Origin of the sequence: Streptomyces sp. NPDC050263 (genome assembly GCF_040655955.1) — a bacterium.
In the GTDB taxonomy this organism is placed as follows: Bacteria; Actinomycetota; Actinomycetes; order Streptomycetales; family Streptomycetaceae; genus Streptomyces.
In genome coordinates this window covers 57,035-78,152 of the sequence record NZ_JBFAKW010000033.1, presented here as the reverse complement: position 1 = coordinate 78,152, position 21,118 = coordinate 57,035, and the positions used below count along the sequence as shown (strand labels likewise).

20 protein-coding genes are annotated in these 21,118 nt (G+C 71.6%); 10 read left to right on the top strand and 10 right to left on the bottom strand.

Annotated elements, in window-relative coordinates:
- Both AB0J04_RS17720 and AB0J04_RS17715 read left to right on the top strand, forming a co-directional pair.
- A partial coding sequence (locus tag AB0J04_RS17720) for a hypothetical protein (RefSeq protein WP_363169372.1) occupies nt 1-1,124 on the top strand: 1,124 nt, incomplete at its 5' end.
- A 3-nt stretch (nt 1,125-1,127) separates the two neighbouring features.
- Nucleotides 1,128-4,028: a hypothetical protein gene (locus tag AB0J04_RS17715; RefSeq protein WP_363169371.1), complete on the top strand. Its 2,901-nt coding sequence runs from the start codon at nt 1,128-1,130 to the stop codon at nt 4,026-4,028.
- A gap of 55 nt (nt 4,029-4,083) precedes the next feature.
- Here AB0J04_RS17715 and AB0J04_RS17710 read toward each other — a convergent pair whose 3' ends face one another.
- Both AB0J04_RS17710 and AB0J04_RS17705 read right to left on the bottom strand, forming a co-directional pair.
- A complete protein-coding gene (locus AB0J04_RS17710; protein WP_363169370.1) occupies nt 4,084-4,992 on the bottom strand; it encodes an endonuclease/exonuclease/phosphatase family protein in 909 nt (302 codons plus the stop codon).
- 138 nt (nt 4,993-5,130) lie between these two features.
- Nucleotides 5,131-6,006, bottom strand: a complete 876-nt coding sequence (locus tag AB0J04_RS17705; protein WP_363169374.1) for a phosphotransferase — start codon at nt 6,004-6,006, stop codon at nt 5,131-5,133.
- Nucleotides 6,007-6,389: 383 nt separating this feature from the next.
- Here AB0J04_RS17705 and AB0J04_RS17700 point away from each other — a divergent pair, with 383 nt between their 5' ends.
- Nucleotides 6,390-8,099: a glycosyl hydrolase family 28-related protein gene (locus AB0J04_RS17700; protein ID WP_363169369.1), complete on the top strand. Its 1,710-nt coding sequence runs from the start codon at nt 6,390-6,392 to the stop codon at nt 8,097-8,099.
- Nucleotides 8,096-9,370 carry an alginate lyase family protein gene (locus AB0J04_RS17695; protein WP_363169368.1) on the top strand — a complete coding sequence of 425 codons (1,275 nt, stop codon included), beginning with the start codon at nt 8,096-8,098 and terminating at the stop codon, nt 9,368-9,370. Before AB0J04_RS17700 ends, AB0J04_RS17695 begins: the two co-directional genes overlap by 4 nt.
- 5 nt (nt 9,371-9,375) lie before the next feature.
- Here the strand turns inward: AB0J04_RS17695 and AB0J04_RS17690 are convergent, their stop codons facing one another.
- From AB0J04_RS17690 to AB0J04_RS17670, 5 genes are all read right to left on the bottom strand, one after another.
- Nucleotides 9,376-10,593, bottom strand: a complete 1,218-nt coding sequence (locus AB0J04_RS17690; RefSeq protein WP_363169367.1) for a glycoside hydrolase family 88 protein — start codon at nt 10,591-10,593, stop codon at nt 9,376-9,378.
- 155 nt (nt 10,594-10,748) lie between these two features.
- A complete protein-coding gene (locus AB0J04_RS17685; protein WP_363169366.1) occupies nt 10,749-11,582 on the bottom strand; it encodes an NAD(P)H-binding protein in 834 nt (277 codons plus the stop codon).
- A 66-nt stretch (nt 11,583-11,648) separates the two neighbouring features.
- Nucleotides 11,649-12,047 carry a hypothetical protein gene (locus AB0J04_RS17680; protein ID WP_363169365.1) on the bottom strand — a complete coding sequence of 133 codons (399 nt, stop codon included), beginning with the start codon at nt 12,045-12,047 and terminating at the stop codon, nt 11,649-11,651.
- A 25-nt stretch (nt 12,048-12,072) separates the two neighbouring features.
- Nucleotides 12,073-13,035 carry an EamA family transporter gene (locus tag AB0J04_RS17675; protein ID WP_363169364.1) on the bottom strand — a complete coding sequence of 321 codons (963 nt, stop codon included), beginning with the start codon at nt 13,033-13,035 and terminating at the stop codon, nt 12,073-12,075.
- A gap of 181 nt (nt 13,036-13,216) precedes the next feature.
- On the bottom strand, nt 13,217-13,411 hold the full coding sequence (locus AB0J04_RS17670) for a hypothetical protein (protein ID WP_363169363.1): 195 nt from the start codon (nt 13,409-13,411) through the stop codon (nt 13,217-13,219).
- A gap of 324 nt (nt 13,412-13,735) precedes the next feature.
- On the opposite strand from AB0J04_RS17670, the gene AB0J04_RS17665 reads away from it, so the two are divergent.
- Nucleotides 13,736-14,344 carry a DJ-1/PfpI family protein gene (locus AB0J04_RS17665; RefSeq protein WP_363169362.1) on the top strand — a complete coding sequence of 203 codons (609 nt, stop codon included), beginning with the start codon at nt 13,736-13,738 and terminating at the stop codon, nt 14,342-14,344.
- A gap of 86 nt (nt 14,345-14,430) precedes the next feature.
- Nucleotides 14,431-14,916, top strand: a complete 486-nt coding sequence (locus AB0J04_RS17660; protein ID WP_363169361.1) for a MarR family winged helix-turn-helix transcriptional regulator — start codon at nt 14,431-14,433, stop codon at nt 14,914-14,916.
- Between the two features lie 112 nt (nt 14,917-15,028).
- On the opposite strand, the gene AB0J04_RS17655 is transcribed toward AB0J04_RS17660, so the two are convergent.
- Complete coding sequence (locus AB0J04_RS17655; RefSeq protein WP_363169360.1) at nt 15,029-15,679, bottom strand: NAD(P)H-dependent oxidoreductase; 651 nt, start codon at nt 15,677-15,679, stop codon at nt 15,029-15,031.
- Nucleotides 15,680-15,833: 154 nt separating this feature from the next.
- On the opposite strand from AB0J04_RS17655, the gene AB0J04_RS17650 reads away from it, so the two are divergent.
- The 4 genes from AB0J04_RS17650 (at nt 15,834) to AB0J04_RS17635 (ending at nt 18,725) form a co-directional block, all read left to right on the top strand.
- The gene (locus tag AB0J04_RS17650) at nt 15,834-16,502 is read left to right on the top strand and encodes a nitroreductase (RefSeq protein WP_363169359.1); all 669 of its coding nucleotides are present in this window, start codon (nt 15,834-15,836) and stop codon (nt 16,500-16,502) included.
- A 110-nt stretch (nt 16,503-16,612) separates the two neighbouring features.
- Nucleotides 16,613-17,341, top strand: coding sequence for an SDR family oxidoreductase (locus AB0J04_RS17645; RefSeq protein WP_363169358.1), 729 nt, complete (start codon nt 16,613-16,615; stop codon nt 17,339-17,341).
- Between the two features lie 66 nt (nt 17,342-17,407).
- Complete coding sequence (locus AB0J04_RS17640; protein ID WP_363169357.1) at nt 17,408-18,361, top strand: DUF1648 domain-containing protein; 954 nt, start codon at nt 17,408-17,410, stop codon at nt 18,359-18,361.
- Between the two features lies 1 nt (nt 18,362).
- Nucleotides 18,363-18,725, top strand: a complete 363-nt coding sequence (locus tag AB0J04_RS17635; RefSeq protein WP_363169356.1) for a GntR family transcriptional regulator — start codon at nt 18,363-18,365, stop codon at nt 18,723-18,725.
- Nucleotides 18,726-18,874: 149 nt separating this feature from the next.
- On the opposite strand, the gene AB0J04_RS17630 is transcribed toward AB0J04_RS17635, so the two are convergent.
- Both AB0J04_RS17630 and AB0J04_RS17625 read right to left on the bottom strand, forming a co-directional pair.
- On the bottom strand, nt 18,875-20,506 hold the full coding sequence (locus tag AB0J04_RS17630; RefSeq protein WP_363169355.1) for a CocE/NonD family hydrolase: 1,632 nt from the start codon (nt 20,504-20,506) through the stop codon (nt 18,875-18,877).
- Nucleotides 20,503-21,087, bottom strand: a complete 585-nt coding sequence (locus AB0J04_RS17625; RefSeq protein WP_363169354.1) for a helix-turn-helix domain-containing protein — start codon at nt 21,085-21,087, stop codon at nt 20,503-20,505. Before AB0J04_RS17625 ends, AB0J04_RS17630 begins: the two co-directional genes overlap by 4 nt.
- Between the last annotated feature and the right edge of the window lie 31 nt (nt 21,088-21,118).

Genomic DNA, 21,118 nt, shown 5'->3' with positions numbered 1-21,118 from the left:
CGGGGCTGCCGGTGGGGGCAGTGCACTCCGTGGGGCGGTCGCTGCATTGGCTGGGGGCGGTCTACGGCGCGGGGGTCGGCCCGGCCGTGCACGAGTGCGCGGCCGCGGCGGGACCGGACGAGCCGGTGCGCGTACCGGTGTCGGCGGAGCCGACCCCGCTCGCGTGCGCCGCCGCCCGGCTCGGCTTCGGGCACTGGGCGGCCCGGTGGTGGCCGGCGTCGTACACGGACGGCATCCCCCTGCTCGAACCGGACGTGCTGGGGCTGGAGTTGGCCGCGGTGACCCACCGATGCCAGCAGTTGTTCGACGACTTGGACGACCAGCCCGACGACTGCGTGGCCGATCTGATCCTGGAGCACCGGGCCGCACTCGACCCACTGATCCAGTGGTGGCGCGCGGCGCCCCGACCGGCGGCCACGGCACGCCGCCTGGAGAACGTCCTGTGGCTGATCGACAGCGCGGCGGACGGCGCCGCGCTGGTCGGGCCGGACCTGCGCGACCTGCGCTCGGCCCTGGAGCGCGGCCCCGCCGGCACTCCGGTCGACGCGGGCGTTCCGTTCGCACGGCGGGACGGCTATGCCCTCGCGGCGGGCGACGCTCCCGTCGTCGGCGGCCGGGTCATCGCCCGGGGTACGGGGACCAACGACTGGCGGCGCTACCCGCCGGGGTTCGTCGACGCCGCCGAGGACTCCGTGTCCTGGACCGCTCGCGCGCTCGGTGCGCGCCGCCGGATCGAGGTCGAGGTCGTCGCGCACGTCGCGGCACCCGTCGCCGGTGCGCTTCTCGTCGCGGAGGTCCGGGTGCACGGCGGTCCTCCGAGCCGGGTGCCCCTCGCCAGACGGGACGACGTGTGGACCGGCCGGGCGGATCTCGACCTGAACCCGAGTCCGGATGTGCCTGCCGTGGCGACGCCGCCGCATGTCGAAGTCGGTGTCCTGCTGCCCGGTTTCGACCCGGGCGCCGGTCCCGAGGGCCGCGCCGACCGTGACGCGATCCGCGCCCTGGCCCGGCGGCGACTGGCCGACGCGGCACAGCCCCGGACGTCCGACGACGCCTGCGACGCCTGCTCGGCGCCTTTCCTCGCCGAGCTCCTCGCCGCCACCGCCACCGGTGAGGACTACTGACGGATGCCGGACGCGAACGAGCCAGAGGTCCGAGCGGCGATGCAGTTGTACGGGGAACCGTTCGACAGCGGCTTCGCCCTGGCCCACGAGCACCACATGGCCGCCGACTTCGCGGCCGCGTGCGCCGTCTACGGCGAGCTGCTCGCCTTGGCCGAGTCCATCGAGGACTCACCCGACGTACAGTTCCTGCGCGCGCACCTGCTGTGCGACCTGGCCAGTGTCCTGCTGACCTCCTCGGACCTGCCCGCTGCGGAGAACGCGGTCGAGCGGTCCCGGGCTCTGCTCGACGGCGTCGCGTCGGCGCAGATGGGCCCGCGAGGCCGTCAACTGTGGCTGGAAACCGTACTGAAGACCCTCATCGCCAGGTCCGACGTGATGAGCAGGACGGGGCGGCTGGACGAGTCGATGGCCTGCCTGGACGAAGCGGCGGCCCTGTTCCCGGAGTTCGAGGACCCCGACGGGCTGCGCGCCGCCGAACTCGGCCTGAACCGGGTCTTGTTGCTGATGAACCGGGGCGAGTGGGGAGCGGCCGAGGAACAGGCCACGCTCCTGCTGTCCATCACTGCGGAGACGGCGGCGGAGACCGTCCCACGGCTGCTGACCGCGCTCGGCACGATCTGCGTCACGACCGGGCGGTACGACCTGGCCGAGGACTGCTTCGCCCGCGCGGACGACGGCTTCCGGGCCCTGGGGGACACCGGGGAGCGGCAGACGCTGCTCGCGCACCGGGCGTCCCTCGCGATGGAGCGCGGTGAACTCGACCTCGCGGAGCGGCTGTTCGCCGAGGCGTCCGCGTTCTTCGAGGAGCAGCGGCGGTTCGGTGATCTGGCGGTCTGCGAGCAGGCCCGCAGCCATCTCGCCGGCCTGCGCGGCGACACCGTCGGCGCGCACGACCTCGCGGCGGCGAGCCTGGATCGGTTCGAGCGGCTCGGCGCCTCGGTGGCCGCCGCCGACACCATGCTGCTGAGCGCCCAACACGCGTACGATCGGGGCGACATCGAGGAGATGAAGCGGCTGGCCCAGGGGGCCCGTGACGTCTACCGGGCGCGGGAGATCCACGAGCGGTGCGCCCAGGTCGACCTCATGCTCGCGAGCACCCTTGAGGACAACCTGAACCGGACGGACCACGGCCCGCACGAGACACGGTCCATCGACACCGCGCTCTCCCTCGCCCTGCCCGCCGCTCTGGCGCTGGCGGCGGCCCGCCATGACTTCGTCACCGCCCACGCCCGCACCCAGTGGCTGCGACTGGCGGACAGGGCCATGCAGTTGGCGTTCCGTCTCGCCGTGCGCCGCCAGGACCAGGGGCTCCTCTTCGAGCTGGTGGAACACCGGTGCGCGGGCGCGGCGCTGGCACTGGGTCCAGGGCCGGGCCCCGGCTACGGGCACGACGGGCCGTCGGCCTTCCCGGACGCGGGCATGAAGACGTACGGCGACGGCGGGCCGACGGCCCTCGGGGGTGTGGCCGCCGAGGCCGCCGCCTCCGCCGGGCTGCGGGTCGCGCCGCCGCCGAAGGTGCGGATGTCGGCGGAGTCCGGCCGCGTCGCGCTCCAGGAGTTCATCGCGGCGGCCGAGTTCCGCTATCGCCGGCGGATCGTGGACGAGGCGGAGGTGCCGTTCTGGATCACCGACCAGCTGACCGCCCGCCCCGTGGTCCAGATCCGGCTGGCCGACGCCGGTGACCTGTTCATGACGTGGACATGGGCCGGCGGCGCCCAGGGGTTCGGCACCGGACACGGCCTCGCCGCCGAAGTCGACCGTGCGGTACGCGAGTTGACCGAGGCGCTCCCCGGCTCGGGCGAGGGAACGGCGGGGATGCGGCGTGCGTTCGCGTCGGGCGCGCTGGCCGATCACCGCGCCGAGCGGCAGCTCGCGCGGGCGCTGGCCGAGGCGCTGTGGCCGGAGGGGCTGACGGCGCAGATCCGCCAGGTGTCGGAGCGCGCGGGCCGCCCGCTGGTCCGCATCCAGCCGTCGCCCCGGGTCGCTCAGGTCCCCTGGGAACTGCTGGCCGTCGACGACGCCGGCACCCGGCTCATCGAGCTGGCGGACGTGGTGACCACCGCGCCGACGTCGTTGCGACGGCAGGACACGGCGCGGCGCGCTCCTGAAGGGCCGGCGCGGGACACCGGCCCGGTCGTGCTCGTCCTCGACCCCCGGGTGCCCGGATTCCGCGCCGACTCCCCGCTGGGCTCGGTCCTGGGGCCGCCCGGCTCGGATCCGGAGCTGCTGGCGCTGGTCCGAAGCCGCCTCGACGCGGGCGCCGTCGAGCCGTCTCTCGCCGGCCCGGCGGAGGCGTTCCGCCGCACCGACCTGGACCGGGACTGGCTGAGCGGCGTGCTCCGCAAGGGGGCACGCCGACTGATGTACGTCGGGCATGTGAGCGGCGCTCCGGTCGAGGGCGGGCAGAGCGAGGACGGCACGCTGCATCTGTCCTGCGGTCCGGAGACCGTGGGCCTGGCCGAGGCGGTCCGCGCGCATCGGCCGCTGTCGGCCAAGGACCTCCTGCTGGGCACACTGCCTCTGCGGGCCGACGGTGAGCCGGGTGCGCGGATCTGGCCCGCGCCGCCGCGGGTCGCCCTGATCGGCTGTGAGAGCGGTGGCGATCTGCGGTTCGCCGAGTCGTTCGGCCTGGCCACGGCGATGATCCACAACGGCGCCGAGCTGGTCACCGCCACCCGCTGGGTGCTGCCGACCAGCTTCGCGTTCCACCGGCTGGCCGGTCTGCCCGAGTCCGTGCGCCCGCTGTCGGAGGCGATCATCGCCGTCGACGACGCCCATGAGGACCCTGACCCCGTGCGGCGGCTCGGGCGCTGGCAGCGCGAACAGCTCGACCGCTGGCGCACCGACGGCCGGATCGAGCACTCACCCCTGCTGTGGGCGGCCATGACGTGCATCGTCGTTTGAATGCTCCCCTCCCTGAAGGGAGGGGACTGCGGCCGGGGCGGGTGCTGCGGTGGTGTCAGCCCAGGGTCAGCGCGGCCTGTACGGGCAGATGGTCGCTGGGGAACTGCCCGTTCAGGGCGAAGGTGTCGATCGAGGCCCGGTGCACCGTGACCTCCGGCGTGGCCAGGATCCAGTCGATCCGGTCACCGCCGGGCGTCAGCGGCAGGTAGCCGTGGAAGGTCGCGTAGAGGGCGCTGCGCTCGGCCGCCGCGTCCCAGGTGTCGACCAGTGCGGCCCCGAGCATCGTGTCGTAGACCTTGTTCTTGTGGGCCGCCACGTTGAAGTCGCCGGTGACGACGACGGGCAGGGACTGGTCGAACCCGGCGATCCGCTGGGCGATCAGGGACGCGGAACGCTCGCGCGCGTACTGGCTGAGGTTGTCGAGGTGGGTGTTCAGGACGTAGAACTGCCGGTCGCCGTCCTGCAGATCGCGGAACCGGACCCAGGTGACCATACGGATGGAGCCGCCGCCCCAGGTGTTCGAGCCGGCCACCTCCGGAGTGTCGGAGAGCCAGAAGTGGGCGTACTCGACCGGCGCGAGGCGGCGGGTGTCGTAGAAGACGGCCATGAACTCGTCGCGGGTGCCGCCCGCGCGTCCGGTGCCGATCCAGCGGTAGTTCGTTCCGAGGTCGGCCGCGATGTCGAGGAGTTGCTGATGGAGTCCTTCCTGGGTGCCGATGACGTGGGGCGCCCGCTGCCGCAGCAGTTCGCGCATCACCGGCCTGCGCACGGCCCAGCTGTTGGGCAGGAGGGTGCTCGCGAACCGCAGGTTGAAGGACATGACGTCGAGACGGGGACCGGCGATTTCCGCCGCCGCGGCGGTGGGTTCGGCGGTCGGGGCGGTACGGGGCAGGGGGAGGGCCATCGCCGCGACGATAGCGGTCTTCAGACTCAGGCGACGCGTGACTCGGCTGTCGTTCGGCACAGGAACTCCTTCTGTGGCGGTTGCCGGGCGAGTCGTGCACCTGCAGTCTGGACCGACCGCGCATGACCATCATGAACATGACGAAATGCGCGTGTGTACATGACCGAAAGAGGAGGGCGGCGGCAATCCCCGGCGCGTTCAGTCGCGGACCAGTCCCAACGCCTGCTTCAGATTGTGTTCGGCGATGCCCGCCATGAACGCCCGGTCGGGGAAGCCCCCGTCGAGCAGCCGCAATGGACCCGCCGTCAGGGAGAGTCGCTGGGCCAGCAGGTAGAGCGCGAGGCGGTCCTCGTCCAGGCCGTCCGCCTCCAGCGGCCGGTAGGCGTCGTGCAGGCGGATCCGCAGGAAGACGTGCTCCCACTCGACGTCGAAGTACATCGTGCCCTCGATGTCGATCACCACGGGGTCGCCGGACGCGTCCACCCGTACGTGGTCGGGGCCCAGTTCGCCGTGCACGACCGCGTACTGCGCGCGAGGGCGCACCGCCGCCGCGAGACTCGACAGTCGCTCTTCCAGCCGGTCGCGGGCTCCGGCGATCCGCGGGTCACGCGACGCCGCTTCGGCAAGGTCCCGCAGCGCACGGTCCAGGACGACTCCCTCGCACGACGTCCCGCGTGATGCGCCTCCCCCGTCGACGACGGCCACCTTGCCGTACGTGGGCGCACGGTGCCGCCGCATCGCATCGAGCGCCTCCCCGAGCCGGGCCATGACCGGCGCGGCCGTGCGGGGGGCGCGCGCGAGAAGTCGCTCCAAGGTCTCGCCCGGGAGATCCTCGACGATCGCGAGGTCGGCCGGGCAGTGAGCGCCGTCGCGGTCGACGAGACGGATCGCCGGGACATGGACCCCGAGCGCGTGCAGCCGTGCGTGCGCGGCCTCGAACAGGTCGAGGCCGAGACCGGGCGAGAAGGGGTCGGTGAGGTCGTCGTCCTCCTCGGCCGCCGGCCAGTAGTTCTCGGCGTCGTCCCACAGGTAGGCGATCGCCGTCGTCGCGTCGTCCATGACCAGGCGGTACACGCCCTTCTTGGTGCCGCCCGCGATCCGCTCGACCGCCTCCAGCCGCCGCCCGCCGCCCAGCGCGGCCCGCGCCGCGTCCGCCAACTGCTCCCGCGTCTTTGCGCCGGGTGTCACGTCCACCGAACCGCCTCTCCGTCACGACAACCCGCGTACCGTACGGCCGCCGACGCCCCGGAGACGATCGGTTTTCCTCCGCGCTCCCCCGGCACCGGAGCCCTCGGTCCAGGCGATAAACGCTGCGTGACCCCTTTCGCACTCAACGACGTCGTGGCATGCTCACCGATCAACGCACATATGAACGTCGTTCACATCCATGAAACGCATGGGAAGGGCGAACGGGCATGAGAGACGCGCACACGGCCGCCACGGGCGGTCAGAATGTCATGAGCATGACTAGACGAGCCTTGCTGGGAAGCGCCATCGCGGTGGCGGCCGGCGCCGGCACCGCGGCGGCGGTCGACCCGGGTGCCGCGGCGGTCGAAACCCCGGCTGTCTGGCGGGAGTTCAGGCGCACACCCTTCACCCACCCGCAGATCCCGTACGTCGGCCGGGCCGGCTGCCGCGGCGGGGCGGTCCGCCTCCCCCGCCGCCCCGTCGTCGCCGACGTACGCGATTTCGGCGCCGTGGCAGGCGGCGCGACCGACTCCGCCCCCGCGATCAACCGTGCCATCGCCGCTGCCGGCAGGGCCGGCGGTGGCACGGTCACCATCCCGCCGGGCACGTTCCGGATCGACGACGTGATCCGCGTCGACCGCTCGAACGTGATCCTCAAGGGCGCCGGCAGCGGCCGCACCACGCTCTACGCGACGAAGAACCTCACCGAGCTGATCGGGCCGTACGGCTCCCGCTACGGCGGCGACAAGTCGGGCTGGTCGTGGGCGGGCGGCCTGATCTGGCTGGCTCCCAAGGCCCGCTGGACCTCTCTCACCGCCGCGATCAGGGCGAAGGCCTGGCCTTTCGAGGGCTGGACGGGCAACCGGCGCGACGAGTGGCGTCCCCTCACCTCGGTCCCACCGGCGCGGCGCGGCTCATGGACGATCACGGTGACGGACGCTTCGTCGCTGCGCCCCAACGCCCTGGTCCTCCTCCGCCTCGCCGACGACGCGGACCACACGCTCCTCGAGCACATGTGCGGCGGCGGCCCGGGACCGGAGGCCTATTCCTGGGACGACAAGACGAAGCTGACGTCGTACGTCCCCTACGAATGGCCCGTCCGCATCGCCCGGATCCACGGCCGCAGGGTCACCCTCGAACGCCCGCTCCCGCTCGACGTACGCCCGGAGTGGAGCCCCCGACTCACCACACATGTACCGGAGTTGACAGGCGCGGGGGTGGAGGGACTGACGCTGGAGGCGGTGGAGACCCCACAGCAGCCGCATCTGCTCGACAAGGGCCACAACGGGGTCGTCCTCCAGTGCGCGTACGACTGCTGGGTGGACGACGTGACGGTCCGCCACGTCGACAACGGCTTCGGCCTGGTGGCCGCCTCCGCGTGCACCCTGCGGCGTACACGTGTCACCGGCCGCGGTTCCCACCACCCCTACTTCTGCCGCGAGGGCTCGCACGACAACCTGGTCGAGGACTTCGCGATCGAGGAACGCACCAGCCCCGCGCCCGCCAACACCCAACTGCACGGCATCAACGTCGAGGGGCTGTCCTCGTACAACGTCTGGTCCCGCGGCGACATGCGGATGGGCACCTTCGACAGCCACCGCGGCCTGCCCTTCGCCAATGTCCGCACCGACATCACCGTGAACAACAACGGCCGCCACGGCGGTGACGCGAGCGCCGGCCCCCTGTTCGGGGCTCGCTTCACGCACTGGAACATCCGGGTCACCAACGCGCGGGCGGGCCTGGTCAGGATCGACGACCTGGCGCCGTACTCCGCCACCGTCGGCATCGACGAGGTCAGGGAGTTCGACCAGATCGACGTCCCCGACTTCACGGGTGAGCTGCATGCGCGCCTGGAGCTGTACGGCAGCCCGCGGGCGGTTCGGCCGCGGAACCTGTACGCGGCGCAGCGCGAGCTGGGGCGCCTGGCAGTGGACGACGAGCGGGGTTCGTTCACCTACCTGAACGGAGTGGATCGATGAGCGTACGATCACGCCTCGGCGTCCTCCTGGTGGCCCTGGCCGCGTTCGCCGGGGCCGTCCCCACCGCCTCGGCGCGGGTGACGGCGCATCCGCCGCCCAGGGTCCCGCACACCGCCGTGCTGGACGGCGCCCGCGTGCAGCAGACCAAACTCCGTCTCGACCGCGGCGACCCTCGACTGCGCAGGGCCGTAGGGTTGTTGACGGCCCGCGCCGACCGGTGGCTGGATCAGGGCCCCTGGACGGTCGTCGACAAGCCCAGGCCCGCACCCGGCGGCGACGTCCACGACTACCTCAGCCAGGCGCCCTACTGGTGGCCCTCCAAGCCCCCCACCGCCGACAATCCCTGGGGCTGTCCGTATGTGCAACGCGACGGCGAGCGCAACCCCGAGGTCGACTCCGGCACCGACCGCCAGGACGTCGAGAAGACCTTCGACTCCGCGTACGACCTCTCCCTCGCCTGGTACTACACCGGCAAGAGGCGGTACGCCGAGAAAGCCGGGCAGATACTGCGGACCTGGTTCCTCGATCCGGCCACGAGGATGAACCCGAACCTCGACCATGCGCAGTTCATCCCCTGCAAGTACGACGGTCGCGCCATCGGCGTCATCGACTTCTCGCAGTCCTTCACCAGCGTCCTCGACGCGCTCGCCCTGCTCGACACCGGCGCCCCGGGCTGGACCAGGACGGACCGCGGCCGCATGAAGCAGTGGAACACCGACTTCCTCGGCTGGCTCAGGAACAGCGACTTCGGCAAGGCGGAGGCCGCCGCGACCAACAACCACGGCACCTTCTACGACATGCAGCTCGCCGGCCTGGCCTATGCGACCGGCGACGAGGAACTGGCCCGGCGAACGATCCTGACCGCCCGGACCGGGCGCATCGCGCCGCAGATCGCGGCCGACGGCAGCCAGCCGCAGGAGCTGACACGGACCAGGAGCTGGCACTACTCGACCTTCGACCTGGTGGCCTACACGCGGCTCGCGGCCATCGGCCGGCACGTCGGCGTGAATCTGTGGGCGTACCGGGGTCCGGACGGCCAGAGCCTGTTCAAGGCGGTCGACTACCTGTTGCCCGCCGCGACGGCATCCGTCGCCTGGCCGCATCAGGAGCTCGAATTCCACCGGTACGCGGCGACCGACGTCGTCCACGCGGCCGCCGATGCCGGGGACGCACGGGCGCGCAGGGCCGTTCCGTTGCTGGAGGCGCCGCCGGGCGGTGACCTGTGGGCCCTGCGTCCGGCGGCGGAGCAACTGGACTCCATCGCGGGCTGAAGCCTTCAGACGGCGGACAGGTCGATCGCCCGGTCGACGTCCTGCGGCCGGAGCACGCGCAGGATGCCCTCGAGGAGGTAGTAGTCGGCGTAGGGAAGGGAGATCTCGATCCCGTCCTCGTTCGGCCGGTTGCGCGTACAGCGGGCCACGACCGCGTCCGCACGGGCGGAGTTCGTCGTCAGGCAGGTCTCCGCCAGCGCGGTGAGCAGTCGTAACGCGACCTCACGGTACGAGCGTCGGCCGGTGGCCGCGGCCAGGTCGAGCAGACCGCAGGCCATGATCGCACCGGCCGACGCGTCCTTGATGTCGTGGGGCTGTTGCGGCGCCCGGTAGTCCCAGACCGGAACATGGTCCGGGGTCAGGGATCGCACCGCGAAGTCCGCGAGGCCGCGTGCGGTGGCCAGGAACTCCGCGTTCCCGGTCCGCCGGTACATCGTCGTGAATCCGTACACTCCCCACGCCTGTCCGCGCGACCAGCAGGAGGCAGGGCTGTAGCCCTGCACGGTGTTCGGCCCGATCGGCGTGCCGCTCTCCGGGTCGAAGTCGAAGACGTGCGGGGTCGATCCGTCCGGGCGCGGGAACACGCGCCGGGCGGTCCTCGTGTGCTCCACGGCGATGTCCAGATACTTCGCGTCGCCGGTCTGCCGGCTCGCGAACGCGAGCAGGTCGAGGTTCATCATCGTGTCGATGATGACCCGGCCGGCGTTGCGCTGATCGGTCAGCGCGCCCCACGCGCGGATGAAGCGTCCGCGCGGGTTGTACCGCTGGATCAGGGAGTCGGCGGCCCGTATCGCGCCCGCCCGCCACACGTCGTCGCCCGTCAGTCGCCAGGCGGTGACCCACGAGGGGTAGAAGAGGAAGCCGAGGTCGTGCGTGCCGGTGTCGTACTGACGCGGGGCCAGTTTCTCCGCCGACGCCAGCGCCCAGGTGCGAAACGCCTCGTCCTCGGTGTGGAGCCACGCCATCCACAGCGTCCCCGGCCAGAACCCGCCGACCCAGTCGCCGTTCTGCGAGTAGACCCACTTCTCGAACTTCGTGCCGACGGGGAACGCGGTCACGCCCGGCGCGACGACGCGGACCTTTTCGACGGCGTAATCGGCCGCCGCGCGGAGCGTACGCAGGGTCGGCGCCGGGATCCGGTCGTCGGCCGCACCCACCGCCGGCGTCGAGGAGACACCGGCGACTGCCGCGGTCGCCAGCACAGCACGTCGGGAAACACTCATGCCTACGCCTCCAACTGACCAGCAGGAGAAAGGAGTTGAGAAAGGAGTCGACCGAGCGTCGCACAGGGAGAACGACGATGTACACCCACGTGAGCAATGTTCATCAGTGTGAACACCGGTTGTGTCGAAGGGCCGGTGCTGAGCAGGTCGGCGTCTCAGCGGAAGGCGCCGACCTGCTCCGCGGCCCACTGGCGGAACGGCCTGGCCGGGGTGCCGGTGAGCTGTGCGACCGTGTCGCGCACCGTCAGCAGCTCCTCGTTGACGTCCCCGCCGGTGACGTCGAGCACCGCGTCCGCGGCCTCGGCGCCGAAGACCGCCGCCATCTGAACGTGCGCCTCACGGCGGCTGATCTCGGCGAAAGGCACCTCCCGCCCCAGTGCCGCCGCGATGGCCCCGACCTGCTGCCGGGGCGTCACCCGCTCCGGGCCGGTCAGGGCATACGTCCGCCCCCGATGGCGGGAGTCGGCCAGTGCCGTCCGCGCCACGGACGCGATGTCCGCGGGGTGGATCGTGGGAAGTCCGATGTCCGCGTAGGGCGCACGGACCGTCCCGCGGTCTCGGATCGGCCCCGCCCACAGCAGGGCGTTCGAGGCGAACTGCGTCGGCCGCAGGATCGTCCAGGCCATACCGCTGTCCTTGAGCAGCCGCTCGACCGCCAGGTTCTCGGCGGCGGGGCCGAGACGCGGATGGGTCTGGGCGGTGATGGACGACACCAGCACCACGTGCTCGGCACCCGCCCGCCGGGCGGCCTCGAGGACGTCGGCGTCCGGGCCCAGGCGCGAGACGAGGAACAGCGAGCGCACCCCGTCGAGCGCCGACGCCAGGGACGCCGGCTCCGCCAGGTCGCCTTCAGCGGCTTCGACCCCTTCGGGGAAGGCGGCCCGTGCGATGTCCCGGGTGAACCCTCTCAGCGGTCCGACGCCCCGGGCGTGCAGTTCTTTCAACAGTGCGGTTCCGATGTTCCCGGTGGCTCCGGTCACGAGGATCATGCGCGCGTTCTCCCGTCGTCGGCCGATCGACCGACGCGAACGCTAGAAGCTCAATCGCACTTCAGGTCAAGACGATGCCCGCAGGCCCTCCGCCGATGCCCGTGCTCGGGCCACTTCGGCGTCGTACCGATCGGCGTCGAAGTGGTACGCCGGGGGCCGCACCTCGCCGTCGGGCACCTGCCAGTCGGACCATTCCACGACGCCACCGTGGCGCTGCACGAACACCGACACAAAACCGCAGCACCCACCCGTGCACTCGGGCTCTCCCAGCACCACGCGCCGGCCTTCGCCGACCGCCGAGAGAGGGCTGTGGCCATCGGCGGGCAGCGCTTCGTCCGTGAACGGGCCACGGCCTCCCTCGCCGACCGCCTTCCCCACCACTTCCTCGCCGTCGACCCGGAACCGCAGCTGGGCAGCCCACCGAGGACCCGGTGGCAGCGCGCTGATCTCAAGCCGATTGAACACCCGAGCACCTTACCGACGGACTGCCCTACCGGTTCCGGCGGCCCGCTCCGACCGGCACGGTCAGGAGGAGCAGGCTCAGGGCGAGGACGGCCAGCCCGCACCAGGAGGCAACCGGCAGGCGCTCATCGAGGACGGTGACGCCCAGGACCGCCGCGACGGCGGGCTCGGCCAGGGTCAGTGAGGCGGCCGTCGACGCCGGAGTGCGGCGCAGTCCGTGCCCGAAGAGGCGGTAGGCCAGGCAGACGGTGAACAGTGCGAGATACACAGCCACTGCGGCGCCCCGGGCGGCGGCGAGCCAGTGCACGTCGACGGACAGGACGAGCGGCAGAACGATCAGCCCGGCCGCGCCGAACAGCACGCCCATCACCGCGTCCGAAGCGTGCCCGTGGGTGATGAGCCTGCCGCCGATCAGCAAGTAGGCGGCGTACGACAGCCCGGCGCAGGCGGCGAGCGCGACGCCTGTCATGTCGACGGGCGTGGTGTGTCCCGCGAACCGGGGGCCCAGGACGAGAAGGGTGCAGCCCAGTACGGCGGCCGCGGTGGCGCCGGTCCAGCGTGCGGTCGGCCGTGCCTGTCCGGTGATCCAGGACAGCAGTCCGGCGAAGACGGGCGCGCTGCCCAGCGCGATCACGGTGGCGACCGCCACGCCCGTGCGGGCCACCGCCGGGTAGAACGTGACCGGATAGCCGGCCACCGCCGGCGCGCCGAGGACGAGCAGCCACCGCTCGGAGCGCGTGCAGGCGGCGGGCAGTGAGCGCGCGCCGCGGGAGGTGAGGAACAGCAGGATGCCGCCGAGGGTGAGACCGGCGCAGCCGATGCCCGCCGCCGGTGCGCCGGCCGGTGCCAGCGAACTGGCGGTGCCGGTCGTCCCCCACAGCACGGCCGCGACGAGGATGGGGGTGGGGCCGCCGAGGAGGCGGGTGCGAGAGGGGCGCGCGCCGAGGGTGGCCGGGCGCGTGGGAGTCAGAGGGGTCGTGCGGTTCGGCACAGTCGTGATCTTCCGTCGTCGAATGCGTCTGGGACTCGATCCGAAACGGGCGCACGACAACAGCGGGCCCTGACCGCCTTGCCGGTCGGTCGGGGCCGGGAATCAAACCGTCGGTGTCCGCGCCCGGTCAGGCGCGGAGCGGCGGCAGAACGACGTGCCAGTAGGTGTTCACCCGGTCATGCTACTCGGCGGCAGGTCGGGCGGGGTCGGCGGCGAGAACCTTGGCCGCGGCGCCCGCCCGGGGAACGCCCTCGACCGCCACGCAGATCCCGAAGACACGATCGTGGCTGGTCCAGCCGTTGATCCGCCCCCGGTTGCCGCTGATCTGCACCCGCTTGCGGGCCCGGTCCACGGACGACGCCAGATGCAGATACACCGTCCCGGCGACACGGGCGAGGACGATGTCCCCGACCTCGACTTTCGACGGGTCGACCGGAGCGACGACACCCGCTGACGACTGCGTATCAGCGGCACCGTCGAGGAGCCCACGGGCCGGAACTCCAAGGTTGCCCCGCCGGCGACCCTGTCGGCCACTGCGCCCGATGCACCCATCCGAGAAGGGTGACAGATCCGACCGCGGCGCCCCACCGATCTACCGGGCGGCCCCGCAGTCGACAGAGAGTCTGCCGTGACGTGGCCCCGAACGAGGAGGGGCACCATTACGCTCGAGCTCCGAAGTCGAGAGACAAGGGGAGCTGTGATGCAGGTAGCCGTGGTCACCTTCGACGGGTTCAACGAACTCGACAGTTTCATCGCGTCCGCGCTGATCAACCGGTGCCGCAGGGACGGCCTGGAAGCTTTCGTCACGACGCCGACGCCGGTGGTCACGTCGATGAACGGCGTCGAGGTGACCGGGCAGCGCCCGATGGATTTCGTGCCCGAGGCGGACGTCGTGCTGATCGGCAGCGGGGTGAAGACGCGCGACGTCGTCGCCGACGACCGACTGCTGTCCATGGTGTCGCTCGACCCTGCGCGACAGCTGATCGGTTCGCAGTGTTCCGGCGCGCTGGTGCTCGCGCGGCTCGGTCTGCTGGGTGACATGCCCGCCTGCACGGACATGACGAGCCGACCTTTCGTCGAAGCCGCCGGCGTCACCGTGCTGGACGCTCCGTTCTACGCCGAGGGGAACATCGCCACGGCGGGCGGCTGCCTGGCCTCGCAGTATCTGGCCACGTGGGTGATCACCCGAACGCTCGGAGAGGATGCCGCGCGCGGTGTGATGGACTACGTGGCTCCGGTCGGCGAGAAGCGGGAGAGTGTCGAGCGCGCCATGCGCAACGTCCATGCGGGCACGGTCGTCCTGGGCTGACACCCGCTGAGCCGCAGGGCAGCGTGTCGCGCATTTAGTTTCAATTGATACCGTATCGAGTGAATGGGCGACGGTACTGTGGCTTCATGACCGCCGATGTTCCGCACCGATCCAGCGCCGTGCGTGCGACCGACCGCCCCGGGGACGAATCGCCCTTCGCTCTCGGCCTGCTGCTGCGTCGGGCGCACTGGCAGGCGGCCACGGTGATGACGGAGGCGCTGCGGCCGCTCGGCATCGAGTTGCGGCACTTCGCCGTGCTGATCGTGCTGGTCGACTCCGGGCCCACGGTACAGCGGGACCTGACGGCGGCGACAGGCTCCGACAAGGCGGGCATCATGCGGGTCGTCGACGACCTGGAGCGCAAGGGGCTGGCCGTACGCAAGGCCGTTCCGGGGGACCGCAGGGTGCGCGCCGTGGAGATCACGCCGCAGGGCATCGAGCTCTTCGACGCGGCTCACGTGGCCGCGGCGCCGCTGGCCGAGCGACTGACTGCCGCGCTGAGCCCGGGCGAGCCCGAGCGGCTGACGGATCTGCTGACCCGGATCGCCCATCCCGCAGGTGACGAGGCGTAAGCACGTCCGCAGCACCATCACCCGCCGCACAGGCGGAGTCGACACAGGCGACGAGGACGCCGTGTGACGCCCCGAGGAGACAGGGCGTCACACGGCGTCTGCCGTCCGGAAGTTACGCGGTGATGCGCTCCGCGAGCTCCTTGGCCTTGGTGGCCGCGTCCTCGAGGGCCCGCTTGCGCGAGGCCTCGTAGAGCGGGACCAGTTCGGACATGGCCGCGTTGCGGGGGGCCAGCGTGAGTTCCGGGACGATGAAGTGGACGTCCAGGCCGAGCAGACCGTGCAGGACGGCCTCCATGAAGTTCTGCACGTACTCGTAGCCCTCGCGCGGCGTGCCCGGCGCGTAGGAGCCGCCGCGGCTGGCGACGACGGTGACCGGGGTGCCCTTCGCGGAGGGGTTCTCGCCCGAGGTGCGGCCGAGCAGGATCACGTTGTCCAGCCATGCCTTGAGGGTCGACGGGATCGTGAAGTTGTACATCGGGGCGCCGATCAGGATGGCGTCCGCCTGCTCCAGCTCCTCGATGAGCTTCACGCGCGCGGCGAACACGGCTGCCTGCTCCGGAGTGTGCGTGGCGGGGTCGGCGAAGCCCGCGGCGTGGGAGGCGGCGCTGATGTGCGGGACCGGGTCGGCGTCGAGGTCGCGGTGGATCACCGTGCCGTCCGGGTGCTGCTCCTGCCACGCCTTGCGGAAGGCGGCCGCGACGGAACGGGACGAAGACGCCTCACCGGGAAACACGGACGAATCGATGTGCAAAAGCACGGCCATGGACATTCTCCAAACGACTGCGCCCGCGGCGGCAACCAGGGGCTGTGGGGTGGGTGTTCGCACCGAGTGACGGTTGCGATCACGACAGTATCGAATGATACCGTTGCGAGTGTAATGAAGCCAGCGCGACGAACAGACAGGGAGGCAGACGAACTTGGACGTCTGTGAGGCGGTCACGAGCCGACGGGCAGTGCGCGGATTCACCGACCGACCCATCCCCAGAGCGGTACTTGAGCGCGTGCTGTCCACCGCGGCATGGGCGCCATCCGCATCGAACATCCAGCCGTGGCACGCCTACATGCTGACCGGCGAGCCGCTGACCGAACTCAAGAAGCGCGCAGGCGAGCGCTTGGCCTCGGGCGACGCCTGGGACGAACCGGAGTACCAGCAGTACCCGCCGGTGCTGAAATCCCCGTACCACGAGCGCCGATCCGCCTTCGGCGAGGAGCGCTACGGCTCACTCGGCATTGCTCGCGGGGATCTGGAGGCGCGCCAGAGAGCCGCTTCCGCGAACTGGCAGTGCTTCGGCGCGCCCGCCGCCCTCTTCTGCTACATCGACCGCGACATGGGCCCCGCCCAGTGGGCCGATGTCGGCATGTATTTGCAGACCGTCATGCTGCTGCTGCGCGCCGAAGGGCTGCACAGCTGCACGCAGATGGCATGGGCGAAGTTCCACAGGAGCGTCGCGGAGACCCTGTCACCGCCGGAGGAGCTCATCCTCTTCTGCGGCATGTCCATCGGATTCGAGGACGTCACGGTGGCCCACCCCCGCACGGGCCGCGCGCCGCTCGACGAGACGGTCACATTCGTCGACTGCGTCTGACCGCTTCCGCCGTCAGCCGGAACCGGTGCTCCATGTGGCGCGATCCGATCTGCGCCCACATGGTGGTTCATATACAGCATGAGGCACAAAGCGCAAATGAAAGGCATGCCATGAAGTTTGCGGTCATCGGCGGCACCGGGCTGATCGGGTCCCAGGTCGTCAGAGATCTCGACGCCGCCGGGCACCAGGCGGTACCGCACTCGAAGTCCACCGGAGTCGACATCCTCAGCGGCCAGGGGCTGGACGAGGCGGCGGCAGGAGCCGACGTCCTCGTCAACCTGACGAATTCACCGACCTTCGACGAAGCCTCCCTGGCCTTCTTCCAGACCTCGATGGACAACCTGCTGGCCGCGGCGCAGAAGGGCGGCGTCGGCCACTTCGTCATCCTCTCGATCGTCGGCGCGGACCAGGTGCCGGAGATGGACTACTACCGGGCCAAGGTCCTCCAGGAGGACATCCTCAAGGCCGGGCCGATCCCCTACTCGATCGTCCGGGCCACGCAGTTCATGGAGTTCATGGACGCCGTCCTGGCCTGGACCGCCGACGGCGACACCGTCCGGCTGCCCGCCACGCCGATCCAGCCGATCGCCGCCAAGGACGTGGCCGCCGCGGTGGCGGAGGTCGCCGCGGGCGCCCCGCTGAACGGCATCCGCGACATCGCCGGCCCCGAGGTCTTCTCCCTGGACGAACTGGGCCGGATCACCCTGACCCACAAGGGTGACAAGCGCACGGTCGTCACCGACCCCGCCGCCGGCATGTTCGCCGTCATCAAGGGGGACGTCCTCACCGACAAGGACGCCCACCTCGCCCCCACCCGCTACACCGACTGGCTCTCCTGAAACCCCGGCTCCCGGCAGCGCAGTTGTTCTACCATGTTGCTAACAACTGTGACTGCCGGGAGTCCCATGAAGCGCTCCGCGCACGGTCCCATCCTCGCCGCCCTCCCCTGTCTCGGCGCCCTGGCCGTCAATGCCGTCCTGTTCACCGTGATGTACCGCCGCCTGCCCGACCGGATGGCCACGCACTTCACCCTCACCGGGCAGGCGGACGGATTCAGCGGGCGCGTTGCGTTCCTGGCGACGAGCGCGGCGCTGCTCGCGGTGGTCGCCGGGACCATGGCCGTCCTGCAAGCCCGGGCGGCCACCCGCAGCGTCCGGCTCCTGGTGGCCGGATACGGCACCGCCGGGCTCATGGGCTCGCTCTTCGTCTCCGTACAGCTGGTCAACCACGGCGGGTACGACGACGTGTCCGCGGTCCGGCTCCCCCCGTGGCACCTGGCGATCGCGCTCCTGGTGGGCGTGGCCTGCGCCGGCGCGGGCCGACTGGCCGCCCGCGTCCTCCCGTCTCCCCTGGATCCGCCCCCGCCTCCCGGAGAGCACCCCCGCCTCGGGCTGGCCGACGGCGAACTCGCCGCCTGGGCGCACGCCACCGGCTCCTGGCCGCTCGGCGCTCTGGGCCTGGTGCTGACGGCGGCCGCCCTGGCCCTGCTTCCGTTCACCGCGCTGCCCGCCGCCTGCGCCCTCCTGGCGGGCGGCCTGCTCTGCCTCTGCTTCGCCCGGTTGTACGTCACCGTGGGCCGCCAGGGGCTGACGGTGACGCCGGGCCGACTGCCCTGGCCCCGGATCCGCGTGCCGCTGGAGGCGATGACCGACGCCTCGCACCGCGACATCGACGCCCTCGGCGACTTCGGCGGCTGGGGATACCGGATCCGCCCTGGCGCCTCGGGGGTGATCCTGCGCTCCGGACCGACGCTCGTCGTGCGCCGCGCGGGCGGCCGCGAGTTCGCCGTCACGGTCGACGACGCGGCTACCGCGGCCGCCCTGCTCAACTCTCTGATCGCCCGGCGAAAGGCGCACTGACGTGCTGTTCCGCGTCGACACCGGATCGCCCGTACCGCTCGGCGACCAGATCGCCGCGCGGGTCCGGCGGGCCATCGCCGACGGCGAGGTGGCGCCGGGCGAGCGGCTGCCGTCGGCCCGCGCGCTCGCCGCGTCGCTCGGTGTCAACCTCCACACCGTGCTCCGCGGCTACCAACGGCTGCGCGACGAAGGGCTGATCGAACTGCGCCGAGGGCGCGGCGCGGTCGTGCTCGCCGGCACCCCGGCCCGGGCACGCCTCCTGGAGCAGGTGCGTTCGCTGGTGTCCGAGGCACACGCACTGGGCCTGTCCGAGGACGAGGTGGTCGGGCTCGTGCGCAGCGGTCTCAGGGGAAGCAAGGCCTGACCCGCAGGTGACCCGGAAGTCCGGGACCTCGACGGCCAAGTCGTCGATCAGGACGGCCGGTTCACGCTCGACGCCGTCGGCGCTCTCGCCGGGGACGGTGCCGGAGCGCTTTTCGAGCGGCCGCTCTCCTGCTCGGGCGGGGAGATCGGTCAGTGCGTTCGCATGGGCAGGCTGACCGTGGAGGGGTGCTCAAGGTCGTGGAATATGTGCTGGTCCGCTGCTTCCAGTCGGGTGGCGGTCAGCCGGGGCTCGCCGGTGCCGAGGTTGCGGTTGTACTGGGGGAACGCGCCACTGGAGAGCTGGACGCGGATGCGGTGCCCGGACCGGAACCGGTAGGCGGTGGGGGACAGCGTGACCGTGACCCGGGAGAGCTCGTCGGCTCCGTCGACGCCGGTGAGGCCGTCGCAGATGTTGGTGGAACGGCCCGCGGGGTCGACGTCGCAGACGCGGACGAACACGTCGGCGTGCGGCAGGCTGGAGCGGAACCAGATGTCGGCGGCGACCTCCCCGATCATCTCGACGTCGTCGGTGAGGGTGTCGCTGGTGTAGGTGACGACGTCGGGGCGGGCCTCCAGTGCCGTGTTGTCGACCCGTCCGGTCTTGACGTCGATCACCATCCGCACCCCGCCGACGGCCGGGGTGGGGTCGGCCGGATCGTAGCGGTAGCTGTCCGGCGCCGAATCCGGCGGCGGATCGAGGGCCAGGCGGCCGGCGGAATGAAGGTGGAACTGCTGCGGTGCGTATCCCGGCGGGGGCCAGGCCGGAAGGTCGCGCCACTCCTGCGCGCCCATGACGAAAACCCGCACCGGCGCCCGATCGGCGGGGGCGGTGCCGCGGGCGTGGGCCAGCCCGAACTCCAGGGTCTCGGCCAGCATGGTCTTGATGACGGGGGCGTCTGCGTGGGCCCAGGGGCCGACCGTGAGGCGGGGTTCACGGCCTGCGGCCTCGAGGCGGGCGTAGTCGCGCAGTTGGCCGGGCAGGAACACGTCGAACCAGCCGCCGACGAGGCTGGCGGGGACGGTCACGTCCGGGACCCCGTCGCTGACGTCGGTGCCGGACCAGAACGGCGAGTCGGAGTCGTGGGCCAGGAAGTTCTGAATGAGGTCGGAGCGGCGGCCCAGGGCGATCCGGTCGGCGCCGGACAGCGGCAGCGACCGTTCGGCGCGGTGGCGTCGGCGAGCGCCCAGCATGACCCGGGCCGTCGCCCAGCGCCGTCGCTGCAGCTCGACGAGCACGCCCCAGCCGAACAGCCCTTCCAGGCCGAAGCCGTCCTTGTGCAGGAGCGGCAGACCCAGCGCCGACTCGGTGACCGCCGGAATCATCGCCTTGACCTGGGCGGGCAGCTCGTCGGCCATCGCCCACTGGGTGTAGCCGAGGTAGCTGGGGCCGCTGAGCACCATGGATCCGTCGAACCACGGCTGCTTGCACACCCAGTCGACGGTGTCGAGACCGTCGAGCCGTTCATGGCGCAACGGGTCGAAGTCCCCGCCGGAGCCGGCCGTGCCGCGGGTGCTCTGGAGCAGCACCTGAAAGCCGCGTTCGGCCAGTGGCCGGGCCAGTTGCATCGCCATCGGCCCACCGCGCCCGTAGGGGCTGCGCAGCAGGGCGGTCGGCAGGCCCTCGCCGCCGCCGGCGCGTGGTGCCCAGTGGTCGGCGAGCAGCACTGCGCCGTCCCGCATCGGGACCTTCAGGTCGCGTGCGACCACGAGGTCCCGGGTGATCGGCGCCGGCAGTCCCAGCATCTTCTGCGTGAACGGACTGGCCAGTGGGGGTGTTCTCATCCGGGGTCCTCCGTGTGCGCGCGGGCCCGGCCGGGGTGGGCGCCGGTGATGACGGACTCGACCCGCATGAGCCGCTCGGCGAATTCGGCCGGGTCCAACGGGTCCGGCCCGTCGACCAGCCAGGCGGTCAGTGCCATCGCCCCGGCCCCGGTCAGGAAATCCGCCACCTCGGCGGCGGCCTGTTCGTCGAGATCGACGAACCGCCGCCGGGCGCCGGCGATGCCGTAGGAGCGCAGCAGGCCGAGCACCGTTCTGGTCGCGGCGTACGCGCACGACCCGGTCAGCATCGCGCGATAGAACGGTCGGTGTTCGGCGAAGTGACGGGCCATCGCGAGCGTGGTGGGCGCGTCCTCGAGATCTTCCGGCAACTGCGGCAGCAGTTCCCGCGTCACGAGTTCCACCGCGGCCGCGATCAGGACCCCGTCACGGTCCCCGAAATGCAGATACAGCACCCGTCGGCTCACGTCCGCGGCCTCGGCCAGTTCGGTCGCCGACAGCGCGGTCGTGCCGCGCTCGCCGACCAGCCGCACCGCCGCCGACAACAGGGCCGACCGCGACCGCCGCACTCGGCGGTCCCTCACCTCGGGACTGCTCGGTAGATCGAACTCCACC

What these genes read in the sequence shown, in the direction of transcription:
- AB0J04_RS17715 (WP_363169371.1), top strand. Translation starts at nt 1,128, where the DNA reads ATGCCGGACGCGAACGAGCCAGAGGTCCGAGCGGCGATGCAGTTGTAC.
- AB0J04_RS17700 (WP_363169369.1), top strand. Translation starts at nt 6,390, where the DNA reads ATGAGCATGACTAGACGAGCCTTGCTGGGAAGCGCCATCGCGGTGGCG.
- AB0J04_RS17695 (WP_363169368.1), top strand. Translation starts at nt 8,096, where the DNA reads ATGAGCGTACGATCACGCCTCGGCGTCCTCCTGGTGGCCCTGGCCGCG.
- AB0J04_RS17690 (WP_363169367.1), bottom strand. Translation starts at nt 10,593, where the DNA reads ATGAGTGTTTCCCGACGTGCTGTGCTGGCGACCGCGGCAGTCGCCGGT.
- AB0J04_RS17685 (WP_363169366.1), bottom strand. Translation starts at nt 11,582, where the DNA reads ATGATCCTCGTGACCGGAGCCACCGGGAACATCGGAACCGCACTGTTG.
- AB0J04_RS17665 (WP_363169362.1), top strand. Translation starts at nt 13,736, where the DNA reads ATGCAGGTAGCCGTGGTCACCTTCGACGGGTTCAACGAACTCGACAGT.
- AB0J04_RS17660 (WP_363169361.1), top strand. Translation starts at nt 14,431, where the DNA reads ATGACCGCCGATGTTCCGCACCGATCCAGCGCCGTGCGTGCGACCGAC.
- AB0J04_RS17655 (WP_363169360.1), bottom strand. Translation starts at nt 15,679, where the DNA reads ATGGCCGTGCTTTTGCACATCGATTCGTCCGTGTTTCCCGGTGAGGCG.
- AB0J04_RS17645 (WP_363169358.1), top strand. Translation starts at nt 16,613, where the DNA reads ATGAAGTTTGCGGTCATCGGCGGCACCGGGCTGATCGGGTCCCAGGTC.
- AB0J04_RS17640 (WP_363169357.1), top strand. Translation starts at nt 17,408, where the DNA reads ATGAAGCGCTCCGCGCACGGTCCCATCCTCGCCGCCCTCCCCTGTCTC.
- AB0J04_RS17630 (WP_363169355.1), bottom strand. Translation starts at nt 20,506, where the DNA reads ATGAGAACACCCCCACTGGCCAGTCCGTTCACGCAGAAGATGCTGGGA.